Below are 14,995 nucleotides of genomic sequence, written 5' to 3'. Positions count from 1 at the left end.
CAAGGCGGCGGGGCGGCTCGTTATCGCTAGGCCGCGGTCCTCTCCCGGGCCGGCGCCCGGCCTCTCAGCCGGTCCGACAACATGTTGCGGATCCGCTGCTCGACGAGGCGGCTGATGGTCTTGCGGCTGGAGTGCCGGTCGTAATCCACCGCCTCGCCGAAATCCACTTCCACGTCGATCGCCCCTTCCCGAAGGACCCCGACGAGGTGCGGCAGCAGCCCGATGTCGCCCGGCCAGGCCGCGACCGGCCGGTAGTAGCGGCCCATGGGCATGCCATGGATGCCCGTATAGGAAATCGCCACCGGCTGGACATGCACGACGCCGGTCGGCGACTGCGGCACGGCCGAGGCGGCTGCGCCGAACAGCGAGGTCTTGATCTCGAGAAGGCGGTTGCCGTCCGAAGTCGTCCCCTCCGGAAAGAGCACGACGACCTCGCCGTCTGCGAGCCGGCGGCCGATCTCGCTTACCTGGTGGCCGGTTGTGCGTTTCTGCTCGCGTTCAATAAAAACCGAGGCCTGCAGGCGGGCAAGGATACCGAAGACGGGCCAGTCCCTGACGTCCGACTTGGCTACGAAAACGACATCGGCAATGGACGACAGGACCATTATGTCCTTCCAGGAGACGTGATTGGCGCTTATCAGCAGCGGCCGCCGCCGATCCAATTCCCCGTGGACCCGAACGCGAAGGCCGAGCAGACGGCAGGCGATGCGATGCCAGAACCGCGGCAGGAAGCGGCGCGGCTTCATATCCAGCCAGAGGCAGACAAGTTGGACCGGCATCAGCAGCAAAGAGACGATCGCCAGCAGGATGGCGTAGAGCGCGACCCGTATCCAGTTGATCATCCGGAAAGACTTTCTGATCCGACCACTTCGACGGGACTGGAGCGGGTGCGCTCAATGCGTCCGCGCCGCCGCTCTATCGGATTGATTTGCCGCATTTATGCGACGGCAGGTGAGTCCACCTGCCTGCAAAATGCTCTAGCGAAGATCGAGCCGCATGACAAGGGCGGCCGTGCGCGACCCGCCCGCTCCCTGATAATAGGCCTTGCGCTCGCCGACCTTCGCGAAGCCGAGCTTGCCGTAGAGTCCGATCGCTGCCAGGTTCGCCTCATCGACTTCGAGGAATAGCGTCTCAGCGCCCTTGACGATCGCCTCGCGCATCACCGCCTGCATCAGCCGCCAGCCGAGACCGGAGCGGGCAAAACGCGGATCGACGCCGATCGACAGGACCTCGGCCTCACCCGCGGCGGCACGCGACAGCACGAAGCCTCCGAATGCAGGTCGAAACGTGCCATTCGTCTGGCGGGCAGCGAAGCCGAAGACCGTTTCCTGCAGCAGGAGCGCATGAATTTCGCCGTCGCTCCAGGGCTTGGCGAAACGCTGGCTGTGCAGAGTTGCCGCCGCGATCAGGTCCGCCTCCTCCAGCGGGAAGATGTCGAATTCAGTTCGGCGCGTGAAATAGTCGGTGAAGCTCATCTCTGTCCTGCGCATCCGGCTCGACGGTACCGCGCCCTCCTCATCCAGGGCGCCGGCCGGCTGTCTCGATTGGCTGAACGGGTCTATCCTGCCGTCGCCCTCCTGACGGCGAAGCCCGCCTGAGGCTTTGCATCCGGGCCCCGCAAGTAGAGCGGTTTCGGCTTGGCCGAGGCTGGATCGGCCGTAGCGCCTAGCCGGCCGACGAGGCCGATATCGATGGCGATATCGATCTCGTCCGGCTTGCCGACCGTATCGGCCGAGGCAACGAGCGGTGCGCCGGAGCCGCAAATAACGCCGACGAAACCGTAAAAGCGGTCGCGCGCTGTGGCGAGCGGCAGGATTTCGGGCTCGCCTTGCGCCTCGCCGCACGCGCTAAAGGCCTGGACATAGAGCTCGTCCCGTTTCGCGTCGATGACCGCCAGCACCGGCTGCCCCGGCTGCTTCTCCCTGGCGCTCTCGGCAACAAGCTGGAGCGTGGTGATACCGAGGGCCGGCTTGCCGAGGGCAAGCGCCAGGCCGCGCGCCGCTGCGACGCCGACGCGAATGCCGGTGAACGACCCCGGCCCTACGGTGACGGCGATCCGGTCTATGTCCGCAAGTTCCCTGCCGGAGGCGAAGAGCGCCTCATCGACGAACTCCATCAGGCGCTCGGCATGACCGCGGCCGATGTCGGCGCCGGCATGGGCCAGCACTTCGCCCGCCGCGCCGTCATAGACTGCAGCCGCGCAACCGCTGCCCGAGGTATCGATGGCAAGGACCAACATTGTGAGACGCCATGACCTCCCTGCGCTGCTTCGCCGGCCCGCGAAGAGGCTCTTCCGCTGCAAGGCGCGACCGCAGCCGTCGCCTGTCGTCGGTGTCCGAAAATCTTGGGGCTGCAACAAGCCTAAGTCGGTACGAACCGTATCCGCAAGAGCGGCACGCAAGCGCCGCTCCGCCTATCCCGCTCGGCCGGCTTCAGACCGATTCGACCGATTCGACCTCGGGCACGAAATGGCGCAGCAAGTTCTGCACGCCGTGCCTGAGCGTCGCGGTCGAGGACGGGCAACCGGAGCAGGCTCCCTTCATGTTCAGGAACACGGTGCCGTCCTTGAAACCCCGGAAGGTGATGTCGCCGCCATCCTGGGCGACGGCCGGGCGCACCCGCGTGTCGAGCAGTTCCTTGATCGTCGCGACGATCGCCTCGTCGCCCTCGTCATAGAATTCGCCTTCCTGATCGGTCTCTTCGGCTCGGCCGGCGCCCGACATGATCGGCTGGCCGGACATGAAATGCTCCATAATCGAGCCGAGGACCGCGGGCTTCAGGTGCTGCCACTCCTGCCCTTCCTTGCTGACGGTGATGAAGTCGTAGCCGAAATAGACGCCGCTGACGCCGGGAATCGAGAAAAGCCGTGCCGCCAGCGGCGAACCGGCGCGCGCCTCTTCCTCGCTTCGGAATTCGGCGGTTCCGTTCTCCATCACCACCTTGCCCGGCAGGAACTTCAACGTGGCCGGATTCGGCGTGGCTTCGGTCTGGATGAACATGGTTCTCTCCGTTGCGCCGGGAGCACTCTCAACCGGCTCTTTAGAATTGTTCAAAAATATAGGGGCATCGCTCCGGCGCCGCAAGGGCGCGTTCTGCCGCACTGTCAGGTCAGCGCGTCGATCTCCTCGTCGGTCAGAAGATCGGGAATGACCGTGACTGGAATCGGAAAGGCCGCCGCCTTGCCTGCGATCGAAGATACGAGCGGCCCGGGCCCTTCTTTCGCCGATCCCGCGGCAAGCACGAGGATGGCGATATCCCGATCTTCCTCGATCAGCGCGTATATCTGCTCCGTGGCGATCCCCTCGCGAATGACGATTTCAGGCTCGATGCCGATCCTCTCGCGTACCGTCTGCGCGACCTTGGCCAGCGTCGCCTCGGCCTCCTCGCGCGCCTCCGCCCGCATGATTTCCTCCACCCCCAGCCATTGCTGGAAGTCGGCGTCGGAGATCACATAGAGCAGCACGAGACCGCCATTGGAGTTCTTGGCGCGCATGCCTGCATAGTGCACGGCACGGCCGCATTCGGGCGTGTCGTCGATCACCGCCATGAACTTGCGGCGATGACCTTCCAGTCGTGAGAGTCGGGTGGAAACCATGCGGCGAACATTACATCGCCGCATGCGTCCCGCAAGCTCTCATTTCGGCGGACTACTGCAAAAAGCCGATGATCTCGCGAACCTCGCGCATGGTCTTTTCCGCCCGCGCCCGCGCCCGCTCGCTGCCATTCCTGAGGATCGAGTCGATATGCGCCGTGTCGTCCATCAGACGACGCATCTCGCCGGTGATCGGCGACAGCACTTTGACGGCGAGATCGATGAGGGCCGGTTTGAAGACCGAGAATTGCTGACCGCCGAACTCGGCGAGAACCTCATCCTTCGTCCGGTCGGCAAGGGCCGCATAGATGCCGACGAGGTTTTCCGCTTCCGGGCGGCCCTTCAGCCCCTCGGCTTCGCTCGGCAGCGCATCCGGATCGGTCTTGGCCTTGCGGATTTTCTTGGCAATCGTCTCCGGATCATCCAGCAGATTGATGCGCGACAGGTCCGACGGATCGGACTTCGACATCTTCTTCGTGCCGTCGCGCAGCGACATGACGCGGGGCGCCGGTCCGCCGATCAGCGGCTCCACCGGCGGGAAATAGGCATGGATCGGTTCTTCGCCGACGACAATTTCGACGCCGTAGCCGCGCGTCCGGATGTGCTCCATGAAGTCGATGTTGAACTTCTGGGCAATATCGCGGGTGAGCTCCAGATGCTGCTTCTGGTCGTCACCGACCGGAACATGGGTGGCGCGGTAGACGAGAATGTCGGCCGCCATCAGGCTCGGGTAAGCGAGCAGGCCGAGCGAGGCGTTCTCGCGGTCCTTGCCGGCCTTGTCCTTGAATTGCGTCATCCGGTTCATCCAGCCGATGCGGGCGACGCAGTTGAAGATCCAGGCAAGCTCCGCATGCTGCGGCACCGCCGACTGGTTGAAGACGATATGCTTCTCGGGATCGATGCCCGAGGCGACGAAGGCGGCCGCGATCGAGCGGATCTGACCCGGCAGGTCGTCATGCACCAGCTGCGCGGTGATGGAGTGCAGGTCGACGACGCAATAGATGCAGTCGTTGTTCTCCTGCAGGGCGACGAATTTTCGGATCGCGCCGAGATAATTGCCGAGATGCAGATTGCCGGTCGGTTGAACGCCGGAAAATACGAGCGGCCTGAATTCGTTCATGTCGTCCTCATCGGGCTTGTGGAGGGCCCACCAATTGATATCGCCGCGCTTATGCACGGCGCGCCAAATGCAATCAAGAGGCGGGTTGCAGGAGGTCCCAACGATTGCCGAACGGATCGGTGAAGACGGCGACAATGCCGTAGGCCTCATGGCGCGGCGTCTCGAGGAATTCGACGCCGGCGGCAAGCATCGTCGCATGGTCGCGGGCAAAGTCGTCGGTGAAGAGGAAGAAGCCGACGCGGCCGCCGGTCTGATTGCCGATCGCCGCCTTCTGCCGATCGCCCTCGGCCTTGGCGATGAGCAGCGCCGTTTCGGTCGCGCCTTTCGGCCGCACCAGCACCCAGCGCTTGCCGCCGCCTAGATCGGTGTCCTCGATCAGATCGAAGCCCAAGCGACCGCAATAGAAGGCGATGCCCTCGACATAGTCCGGGACGAGAATGGCGACCCGGGCAATGGTCTGCCTCATGGCTCGCCGTTCTCCTCACCCGCCCTCGAGGCAGCCGCCGGAACAGCTTTGCGCTTCAAGCTGCGGCGTATCATCCCCAGGCTGGCGCCGCCAAGCCCAAAGGCGGCGGCGAAATAGATCGACATCGCAACCGCCACCAGGCCGCAGACGGTTGCGGCGCGGATCGCCAGTGGCGCGGCGGAGGAAAGCGGGAAGGCCAGCCACTGGATGGCGTAGTGGAGCGCCGCCGCCATGATCGCGGCGGCGATCACAAGGCGCGGAATGCGGGTGAGTAGCGGAATGTCGCGGCCCCAGTGGCCGCGCCAGGCGAGCGTCGCAAAGAGCAGGAGGGCGTTCACCCAGCCGGCGACGATCTCGGCGGTGGCGATGCCGCTGGCGCCGAGCGAGGGAAACAGCGTCAGCGCCAAGGACACGTTCACCGCCACCGAGATCGCAGCGAAGATCATCGGCGTGCGCGTGTCCTCGCGCGCGAAGAAGCCCGGGATGAAGGCCTTGATCAGCACGAAGGCCGGCAGGCCGAGACCGTAGATCGCCAGGATATGCCCGACGACGACGGTCGATTCGGGCGAGAACTTGCCGCGTTCGAAGAGCAGCCGGACGATCGGCTCCGACATGACGAGCAGCGCCGCGGCCGCCGGCAGCGTCAGGAACAGGGTGAACTCGACGGAGCGGTTCTGGAGGTTCGACGCCTCGTTGAGATTGCCGGCGCGCAGCGCCCGCGACAGTTCCGGCAGGAGCACGGTTGCGACGGCGATGCCCACGACGCCGAGCGGAAGCTGGTAGATGCGGTCCGCATAGACGAGCGACGAAACCGCCCCTTCCTGCGCCGAGGCGATATTGGTGTTGATCAGCAGGTTGATCTGGGTGATGCCGCCGGTGATCGCCGCCGGCAGCGCCAGCACCAGCAGGCGCCGGACATTGGCGGTCAGGCGCGGACGGCGGAAGCCGATCCGGATGCCGGCGTTGCGGACGGCGATCCAGACGATCGCCAGCTGGACGAGGCCGGCCGCCATGACGCCCCAGGAGAGGCTGTAGCCGACGGCAACCGCGTCCTGGCCGCTATACCAGGCATAGGCAAGCGCGCCGATCAGGATGAAGTTGAGGAACACCGGCGCGATCGCCGCGGCGAAATAGCGGTGCAGCGAATTGAGCATGCCCGCCATCATCGCCGCCAGCGACATGCAGGCGAGATACGGGAACATGATCGTCGCGAAGGTGACGGTGCTTGCGAATTTCGCCGGATCGTCGGCGAAACCGGGAGCGATCAGTTCGCGCACGATAAACGGCATCGCCAGTTCCATGGCGATCGTCAGAAACAAAAGGACGGTGAAGAGCACGCCGAAGACTTCTTCGGAGAAGCGGCGGGCGCCGTCCATGCCGCGCGCCTCGATCTCCTTGGCGAAGAGCGGCACGAAAGCCGAGTTGAACGCACCCTCGGCGAAAAGCCGGCGAAAGGTGTTGGGGAGCCGGAAGGCCGTGTTGAAAGCGTCGGCGACCGGTCCGGTGCCGAGGGCGGCCGCCATGAAGGTCTCGCGCACGAAGCCGAAGACGCGGCTTCCGAGCGTCGCGCCGCCGACGGTTGCGAATTTCTTGACGAGGCTCATGTTTCGGCTTTTGTCGTTCTGGAAGCCTGCGACGTCCGCGGCGGATGGGCGGGAGCGATGATGCCGGAGGGCATGCGCTCGCGCGCCTCGTCGACCTCGCCGGCCAGCACTGCCTTGAGGCGCGCGGCAATGTTACTCTGCCGGTTCTCATTGATGATCTTCGCGCCGACCAGGTCGGTCACATAGAAGGTGTCGATGACCTTCTCGCCGAAAGTGGTGATATGGGCCGAGGCGATATCGAGCGAGAGGTCGGAAAGCACCGCGGTGATCTCGGAAAGCAGGCCGGTCCGGTCGAGGCCCTCGACCTCGATGACGGTGAACTTGTTCGACAGCGTATTGCTGATCGTCACCTCCGGCGTCACCGTGAAGGCCTTGCTGCGCCTCTTCGCCCGGGTGCGGCTGGCGATCACCTCCGGCAGCCGCTTGCGGCCGGAGAGCACGTCCTCGATCAGCTTGCCGATGCTCGCCGCGCGCCGCATCTCGTCCTCGTCGACCGAGAACTCCCGGTTGACGAGGATCGTATCCAGCGCCCGGCCATCCGAGGTCGTATGGATCTGCGCGTCTACGATGTTGGCGCCCGCGGCGGCGCAGGCGCCGGCGATGACCGTCAGCAGCCGCGGATGGTCCGGCGAAAGCACGGTGATCTCGGTGATGGCATGGAAATGATGGGTGCGCACCATCGTCGCCAGGGTCTTGCCGGCCTTATCCGCCTCGCGGATGAATTCGGCGTGCCGCACCTGATCCTCGAGCGCCACGGTCAGGAGATAGGGCTGGTAGTGAAGCCGGACATAGGCGTCCCGCTCCTTCTTCGACCAGTCCTTGAGCGCGTCTGCAAGCATATGGGCGGCGTGCTTTGCCCGCTCCTTGCGCGACAGTTCCGAGAAGCCGCCGGAGAGAAGAAGCTCGGTTTCGTAATAGAGCGTGCGCAGCAACTGCCCCTTCCAGCCGTTCCAGACGCCGGGGCCGACCGCCCGGATGTCGCAGACGGTCAGGATGAGCAGCATCTTCAGGCGCTCGAGCGATTGCACGCGCTCGGCGAAGTCGAGGATGGTCTTGCGGTCATTGAGGTCGCGGGTCTGCGCGACCATCGACATGGTCAGATGTTCCTCGACCAGCCAGACCACCGTCTCGGTCTGCTTCGGCGACAGGCCGAGACGCGGGCAGAGCTTGCGGGCAACCTTGGCGCCGGCGACCGAATGGTCCTCGGGCCGGCCCTTGGCGATGTCGTGCAGCAGCACGGCGACGTAGAGCGCCTCGCGATCCTCGATGCCGGGCATCAGCATGGCCGTCAGCGGGTGCGCTTCCTCCTCGAGGCCGCGATCGATCCGCGACAGCACGTCGACCGTGCGCAAGAGGTGCTCGTCCACCGTGTAGTGATGATACATGTTGAACTGCATCATCGAGACGATCTTGCCGAAATCCGGGATGAACCGGCCGAGCACGCCCGACTCGTTCATGCGCCTCAGGATCAGTTCCGGATTGCGGCGCGAGGTGAGGATCGACAGGAACAGCCGGTTGGCCTCGTCGCTTTCGCGCAAATGCGGGGTGATCAGGCCGAGCGAACGGGTCACCTGCTTCAGCGCGTTCGGATGGAACTCCAGCCCGTGGATATCGGCAATATGGAACAGGCGCAGCAGGTTGATCGGATCCCGTTTGAAGACGTCCGGGCTTGCGAGCGCGATGCGGCCGCCATCGTCGACGAAATCGAGCGTACCGGCAATCTTGCGCGTGCGGTGCCGGAAGCGGCTGAAGACGCCCGAGATCCCCGGCGTATCCTTGGCCTGCTGGTCCTCGAGCGCGGCGCAGAAGATGCGGGTGAGATCGCCGACGTCCTTGGCGACGAGGAAGTAATGCTTCATGAAGCGTTCGACGGCCGAGAGGCCCGGATGGTCGTGATAGCCGAGCGCTTCGGCAATCTCGCGCTGGATGTCGAAGGACAGGCGTTCCTCCGCCTTTCCGGTCAGGAAGTGCATGTGGCAGCGAACTGCCCAGAGGAAATCGTCCGATTTCTGGAAAAGCTTGTATTCCTGCCGCGACAGGACGCCGAGCTTGACGAGGTCGGCCGGATCCTTAACCCGGTAGAAATACTTGGCGATCCAGAACAGCGTGTGCAGATCGCGTAAGCCCCCCTTGCCCTCCTTGACGTTCGGCTCGACGAGATAGCGGGTGTCGCCCGCCTTGCGGTGGCGCCCGTCGCGTTCGGCGAGCTTGGCAGCGATGAATTCGGGGCCAGTGTTGCGGACGATCTCGTGATCGAAGCGCTGCTCGAGTTCGCCAGCCAGCGCCTCGGAACCGCAAATATAGCGGCATTCGAGGATCGCCGTGCGGATCGTCATGTCGGCGCGCGACAGTCGGATGCATTCGTCGATGGTGCGCGTCGCATGGCCGACCTTGAAGCCGAGGTCCCACAGGACGTAGAGTGTGAATTCGATGGCAGGCTCCGCCCAGACCGCCTTTTTGGGCGGCAACAGGAAGAGCAGGTCTATGTCCGAGCCCGGCGCCAGGGTGCCGCGGCCATAGCCGCCGACCGCGGTCACGGCGAGCCGGGAAGCCGCCGGCGCATGGGCGGCGTCGAACACCTCGTTCAGCACGAAATCGTGCAGCACGGTGATCAGTTGATCCTGCAGCCAGGATATGCGCTCGGCGCATTTGATGCCGGCCCCGTCGACGGCAAGCAGTTCGCGCGCCTTGGCTCGGCCTGCATTGTTCGCCTCCTTGAAGGCGGCGAGAAGCGCGCGGCGCATCGGCTCGCGCTGCTCGGCATGGGCCGAGGCGATGAAGCCGCACTTGGCCCGAAGTGCGGCGACGTCGAGAATTTCAGGGAAGGAAGTTTCGTGTTTGGCCATTTAGTGCCGGGAGGCGTCCTGTCCGACTGATCGTAATGGTTCGCTGCATGTGCAAGCGCCGGAATCATGCAGCATTTCAAGCACTACCGCATGCCCTCGTGAAAAGGCACGCGGCGCTGTATAGCCTTTTTGCCGGTCGATTGACAGGGAAAATCGGGGCGCTGCGCAACGGCCCGGGCGCGTCGAGACGCGCCTCTCAAGTCAGCGGCCGGCGAGGTCCTTTTTCAAGGCGTAGAGCGCATCCAATGCGTCGCGCGGCGTCATGTCGTCGGGATTGAGCGCCCTTACCGCCTCTTCGACCCTGGAGGGGCCGGAGGCCCTCGCCGCCTCTTCGCGCCTGACCGCCACCTGGAAGAGCGGCAGGTCGTCGATCAACTGGCTCGCCGGATTCTTGCGGTCGGCATCCTCAAGCTTGGCAAGCACGTCCCTCGCCCGCGCGACGACGGAGGCGGGAAGCCCGGCAAGGCGGGCGACCTGAATGCCGTAGGATCGGTCGGCCGCGCCCGGGCCGACCTCGTGCAGGAAGATCACGTCGCCATCCCATTCCTTGACCCGCATCGTCGCATTGGAGAGCCGCCCGAGCTTTTCCGACAGCACCGTCAGTTCATGGAAATGGGTGGCGAAGAGCCCGCGGCAGCGATTGACCTCGTGCAGATGCTCGACCGCCGCCCAGGCGATCGACAGGCCGTCGAAAGTCGCGGTGCCGCGGCCGATCTCGTCGAGGATGACGAGCGAGCGGTCGGTCGCCTGGTTGAGGATCGCCGCCGTTTCGACCATCTCGACCATGAAGGTCGAGCGGCCGCGGGCGAGATCGTCCGAGGCGCCGACCCGTGAGAACAGCCGGTCGACAATGCCGATATGGGCAGCGTTGGCGGGCACGAAGGAGCCCATCTGCGCTATGATGGCGATCAGCGCGTTCTGGCGCAGGAAGGTCGACTTGCCGCCCATGTTCGGACCGGTGAGCAGCCAGATGGCGCCGGCCTCCGGACCGTCCGGAGGCGACAGGTCGCAGCCATTGGCGACGAAAGGATTGGCCGCCTGGCGCCTGAGCGCCTGCTCGACGACCGGGTGGCGTCCGCCGTCGATCGAAAACATCCGCGAGTGATCGACGAGCGGCCGTGCATAGTTCTGTTCCTCGGCAAGCACGGCAAGCCCGGCCGAGACGTCGAGCGTCGCGAGCGCCAGCGCCGCCGCCTTGATCGCGTCGGCCTCGGCGACGACCTCGCGGGCCATCGCCTCGAAGGCCGCGAGCTCGATCGCCAGCGCCCGATCGGCGGCATTGGCGATCTTCGTTTCGAGCTCGGCAAGTTCCGTGGTGGTGAAGCGCATCGCATTCGCCATGGTCTGGCGATGGATGAAACGGGCGCGGCCGGCATCGGTGTCGGTCATGGCGCCGGCATTGCCGGCCGTCACCTCGATGAAATAGCCGAGCACATTGTTGTGCTTGATCTTCAGCGACTTGATGCCGGTCTCTTCGCAGTATTGGAGCTGCAAGCCGGCAATGACGCGACGCGACTGGTCGCGCAGCGCCCGCATCTCGTCGAGTTCGCCGCTTGCCCCTTCGCGCAGGAAGCCGCCGTCCCGCTTCAGAAGCGGCAAGTCTTCGGCAAGCATTGAATCGAGGCGCTCCAGCAGGGCTGCCGGCAAGGCGGCGAGCGCGGCTTGCGCTTCGGTAAGCTCCGACGAAAGCCGCGCCTCCGCAAGCAGCGCCGAGGTCGCCGCCGCGGCCCGAAGTCCCGCCTGAATGGCGCCGAGGTCGCGCGGGCCGCCGCGGCCGAGCGCGAGCCTAGAAAGGGCCCGCGGCATGTCCGGCGCGCGCCGCAAGGCGTCGCGGACGTCCATGGCGAAGCTTGGCTGGTCGATAAGGACCTCGATCGAATCGAGACGGTGATTGATCCGCTCCGGGTCGGTGAGCGGCGACATCAGCCGCTCGGCGAGCAACCGCGCGCCGCCGCTGGTGACTGTGCGGTCGAGGGCTCTCAACAGGCTACCGTCGCGGGAGCCGGACAGCGTCTTGACGAGTTCCAGATTGGCGCGGGTTGCCGGGTCGATGAAGAGGGTCGAGGCGGCGCTCTCCCGCTCCGGGATGCCGAGCGCCGGTCGTTCTGCGAGCTGCGTCTTCTCGACATAGGAGATCGCGGCGGAAGCGGCGGCAAGTTCGGCGCGCGAGAAGGTGCCGAAGCCGTCCAGGGTCTTTACGCCGTAGTACCGGCCGATCCGGCCTTCCGCCGTGGCACTGTCGAAGAGGACCGCCGGCTGCGGCACCGCCACCCGGCCGAGCACGTCGAAGACCGGGCGCAGTTCCGGATCGTGGAAGACGGTATCCGGCAGGATCAGCTCGCGCGGCTCGACGCGCAGGATGTCGGCGAGCAGCCGGCTCTCGGCCGTCTCGGCAAGACGGAAAATGCCGGTGGAAATGTCGATCCAGGCGAGCGCGTAGGCCGGATCCGAGCCGCTGCGGATGCGGGCGAGCGCCATTAAATAATTGGTTTCCGAGGGCGAGAGCAGCTTGTCCTCGGTGATCGTCCCCGGCGTCACCAGCCGCACGACGTCGCGGCGCACCACCGATTTGCCGCCGCGCTTCTTGGCTTCGGCGGGGTCCTCCACCTGCTCGCAGACGGCGACCCGGAAGCCGAGCGCGATGAGCTTCTGCAGGTAGTCGTCGGCGGCGTGCACCGGCACCCCGCACATCGGGATGTCCTGGCCCAGATGCTGGCCGCGTTTGGTAAGCGTAATGCCAAGCGCGCGCGAGGCTTCCGCCGCATCCTGGAAGAACAGCTCGTAGAAATCGCCCATCCGGTAGAACAACAGCGAATCCGGATTGTTCGCCTTGATCTCGATGAACTGCTCCATCATCGGCGTGGCAGTGGAGCGGCTCTCCTCGCTCGCCAGATCGGACACGGAAAGGACGTCGCCCGTGCGGCTCGATGCGTCAGGCATGAAATTCATGATTGTTCCAAAAAAAGAGATGTCACACTATCCGCAAGCATTTATAGACGACAACAACAAAGAGGCTGATCGAAAGGGTCGCCCACAGGAGGTTGAGGAAACATGCCGGCTACCGACAAGTCCGACCGCACGAGGACGAGCGTGACTGAACAGGAAGCACTCGACTTCCATTCCCAGGGTCGTCCCGGCAAGCTGGAGATCTCGCCGACGAAACCGATGGCGACGCAGCGCGACCTGTCGCTCGCCTATTCGCCGGGTGTCGCCGTTCCCGTCAAGGCAATCGCCGAGGATCCGGCGACGGCCTATGACTACACGGCGCGCGGCAACATGGTGGCGGTTATTTCGAATGGCACGGCGATCCTCGGCCTCGGCAATTTGGGGGCGCTTGCCTCGAAGCCGGTGATGGAGGGCAAGTCGGTGCTCTTCAAGCGTTTCGCCGATGTCGATTCGATCGACCTCGAGGTCGATACCGAGAATGTCGACGAATTCATCAACTGCGTGCGCTTCCTCGGTCCCTCCTTCGGCGGCATCAATCTCGAGGACATCAAGGCACCGGACTGTTTCATCATCGAGCAACGACTGCGCGAGGTCATGGACATTCCGGTGTTCCATGACGACCAGCACGGCACGGCGATCATCGCCGCCGCCGGTCTCATCAATGCGCTGACGCTGACCGGGCGCGACTTCAAGACGACCAAGCTCGTCTGCAACGGCGCCGGTGCGGCCGCCATCGCTTGCATCGAGCTGATCAAGGCGATGGGCTTCAATCCGCAAAACATCATCCTCTGCGACACCAAGGGCGTGATCTTCAAGGGCCGCACCGAAGGCATGAACCAGTGGAAGTCGGCGCATGCGGTCGAGACCGATCGCCGGACGCTGGCCGAGGCGGTCGAGGGCGCCGACGTGTTCTTCGGACTCTCTGCAAAGGGCGCGCTGTCACCCGATATGGTGCGCTCGCTCGCTCCGAAGCCGATCATCTTCGCCATGGCCAATCCGGATCCGGAAATCACCCCGGAAGAGGTCGCCCAGATTCGCGACGATGCAATCGTCGCGACCGGCCGCTCCGATTATCCGAACCAGGTCAACAATGTCCTCGGCTTCCCCTATATCTTCCGCGGCGCGCTCGACGTGCGCGCCTCGACGATCAACGACGCGATGAAGATCGCCGCGGCGGAAGCGCTTGCCAGCCTCGCCAAGGAAGACGTGCCGGACGACGTCGCCGCCGCCTACCAGGGCAACCGGCCGCGCTTCGGAGCGCAGTACATAATTCCGGTGCCCTTCGATCCGCGCCTGATCTCGGCGATCCCGATGGCGGTCGCGAAGGCAGCCATGGAGACGGGCGTCGCGCGCAAGCCGATCACCGATCTCAATGCCTACGGGCAGCAGCTTTCGGCCCGGCGCGATCCGATCGCATCGACGCTGCAGCGCATCTACGAGCGCGTCCGCCGCCAGCCGAAACGCATCGTCTTCGCCGAGGGCGAGGAAGTGCAGATGATGCGCTCGGCCATTGCCTATGCGAACCAGCAGCTCGGCACGGCCATCCTGCTCGGACGCGAGGAGCAGATGCGCGAAACCGCCGAGCGGGAAGGCATTGACCTCGACCGACCGGGCATCCAGATCGTCAATGCCCGCCTGTCGAAACGTGTCGGCGCCTATACCGACTTCCTCTATGCCCGCCTGCAGCGCAAGGGATATCTCTTCCGCGACGTGCAGCGGCTGATCAACAACGACCGCAACCACTTCGCCGCCTCGATGGTCGCGCTTGGCGATGCCGACGGCATGGTCACCGGTCTTACGCGCAATTATTCGACGGCGCTCGAGGACGTCCGCCGCTGCATCGACGCAAAGCCCGGCCACCGGGTGATCGGCGTCTCGATCGCGCTCTGCCGCGGCCGCACCGTGCTCGTCGCCGACACCGCCGTGCACGACATGCCGTCGGCCGAGGAACTGGCCGATATTGCCGAGGAGGCCGCCGGCCTCGCCAAGCGGCTCGGCTACGTGCCGCGCGTCGCGATGCTGGCCTATTCGACCTTCGGCCATCCGTCGGGCGAGCGCTCCGAGCGGGTGCGCGAGGCCGTGAAGATACTCGACCGCCGCCGTGTCGACTTCGAATATGACGGCGAAATGGCCGCCGACGTGGCGCTCAATCACCGGGTGATGGAGCAATATCCGTTCTGCCGGCTTTCCGGCACCGCCAACGTGCTGGTGATGCCCGCCTTCCACTCGGCCTCGATCTCCACCAAGATGCTCCAGGAGCTGGGCGGTTCGACGGTCATCGGCCCGCTGCTCGTCGGCTTCGACAAGTCGGTGCAGATCGTCTCCATGTCGGCCAAGGACTCCGACATCGTTAACCTGGCCGCAATCGCCGCCTACAATGCCGGGACCTGACGGGGCGGATGCGCCGTTTCGGCACGGCCC

General features: G+C 65.0%; 11 protein-coding genes. 1 reads left to right on the top strand and 10 read right to left on the bottom strand.

The window, feature by feature from the left end:
* Positions 1 to 26 precede the first annotated feature (26 nt).
* From CO656_RS09450 to mutS, 10 genes are all read right to left on the bottom strand, one after another.
* The gene (locus CO656_RS09450; RefSeq protein ID WP_097525549.1) at positions 27 to 842 is read right to left on the bottom strand and encodes a 1-acyl-sn-glycerol-3-phosphate acyltransferase; all 816 of its coding nucleotides are present in this window, start codon (positions 840 to 842) and stop codon (positions 27 to 29) included.
* Between the two features lie 135 nt (positions 843 to 977).
* Positions 978 to 1,475 (bottom strand): N-acetyltransferase, encoded by a 498-nt coding sequence (locus CO656_RS09445; protein ID WP_097525548.1) that lies wholly within the window; start codon positions 1,473 to 1,475, stop codon positions 978 to 980.
* Positions 1,476 to 1,558: 83 nt separating this feature from the next.
* The gene (gene tsaB, locus CO656_RS09440) at positions 1,559 to 2,239 is read right to left on the bottom strand and encodes a tRNA (adenosine(37)-N6)-threonylcarbamoyltransferase complex dimerization subunit type 1 TsaB (protein WP_097525547.1); all 681 of its coding nucleotides are present in this window, start codon (positions 2,237 to 2,239) and stop codon (positions 1,559 to 1,561) included.
* 193 nt (positions 2,240 to 2,432) lie between these two features.
* Entirely contained in the window at positions 2,433 to 2,999 is a 567-nt protein-coding gene (locus CO656_RS09435) for a NifU family protein (RefSeq protein ID WP_037378149.1), read from the bottom strand.
* Positions 3,000 to 3,103: 104 nt separating this feature from the next.
* Complete coding sequence (locus tag CO656_RS09430) at positions 3,104 to 3,595, bottom strand: universal stress protein (RefSeq protein ID WP_037378146.1); 492 nt, start codon at positions 3,593 to 3,595, stop codon at positions 3,104 to 3,106.
* Between the two features lie 52 nt (positions 3,596 to 3,647).
* Positions 3,648 to 4,712, bottom strand: a complete 1,065-nt coding sequence (gene trpS, locus CO656_RS09425; protein ID WP_097525546.1) for a tryptophan--tRNA ligase — start codon at positions 4,710 to 4,712, stop codon at positions 3,648 to 3,650.
* Positions 4,713 to 4,785: 73 nt separating this feature from the next.
* Entirely contained in the window at positions 4,786 to 5,178 is a 393-nt protein-coding gene (locus CO656_RS09420; protein ID WP_097525545.1) for a VOC family protein, read from the bottom strand.
* Positions 5,175 to 6,782 carry a murein biosynthesis integral membrane protein MurJ gene (murJ, locus tag CO656_RS09415; RefSeq protein ID WP_097525544.1) on the bottom strand — a complete coding sequence of 536 codons (1,608 nt, stop codon included), beginning with the start codon at positions 6,780 to 6,782 and terminating at the stop codon, positions 5,175 to 5,177. The genes CO656_RS09420 and murJ overlap by 4 nt, the downstream gene beginning before the upstream one ends.
* Positions 6,779 to 9,628: a [protein-PII] uridylyltransferase gene (locus tag CO656_RS09410; protein WP_037420770.1), complete on the bottom strand. Its 2,850-nt coding sequence runs from the start codon at positions 9,626 to 9,628 to the stop codon at positions 6,779 to 6,781. Before CO656_RS09410 ends, murJ begins: the two co-directional genes overlap by 4 nt.
* 201 nt (positions 9,629 to 9,829) lie before the next feature.
* The gene (gene mutS, locus CO656_RS09405; protein ID WP_097525543.1) at positions 9,830 to 12,577 is read right to left on the bottom strand and encodes a DNA mismatch repair protein MutS; all 2,748 of its coding nucleotides are present in this window, start codon (positions 12,575 to 12,577) and stop codon (positions 9,830 to 9,832) included.
* Positions 12,578 to 12,679: 102 nt separating this feature from the next.
* On the opposite strand from mutS, the gene CO656_RS09400 reads away from it, so the two are divergent.
* On the top strand, positions 12,680 to 14,965 hold the full coding sequence (locus CO656_RS09400) for an NADP-dependent malic enzyme (RefSeq protein WP_064252534.1): 2,286 nt from the start codon (positions 12,680 to 12,682) through the stop codon (positions 14,963 to 14,965).
* Positions 14,966 to 14,995: the final 30 nt, after the last annotated feature.

Source organism: Sinorhizobium sp. FG01, from assembly GCF_002531875.1.
Lineage (GTDB): Bacteria > Pseudomonadota > Alphaproteobacteria > Rhizobiales > Rhizobiaceae > Sinorhizobium > Sinorhizobium fredii_C.
The sequence above is the reverse complement of the archived record's forward strand: the minus strand, read 5'-3'. Positions and strand labels throughout refer to the sequence as shown.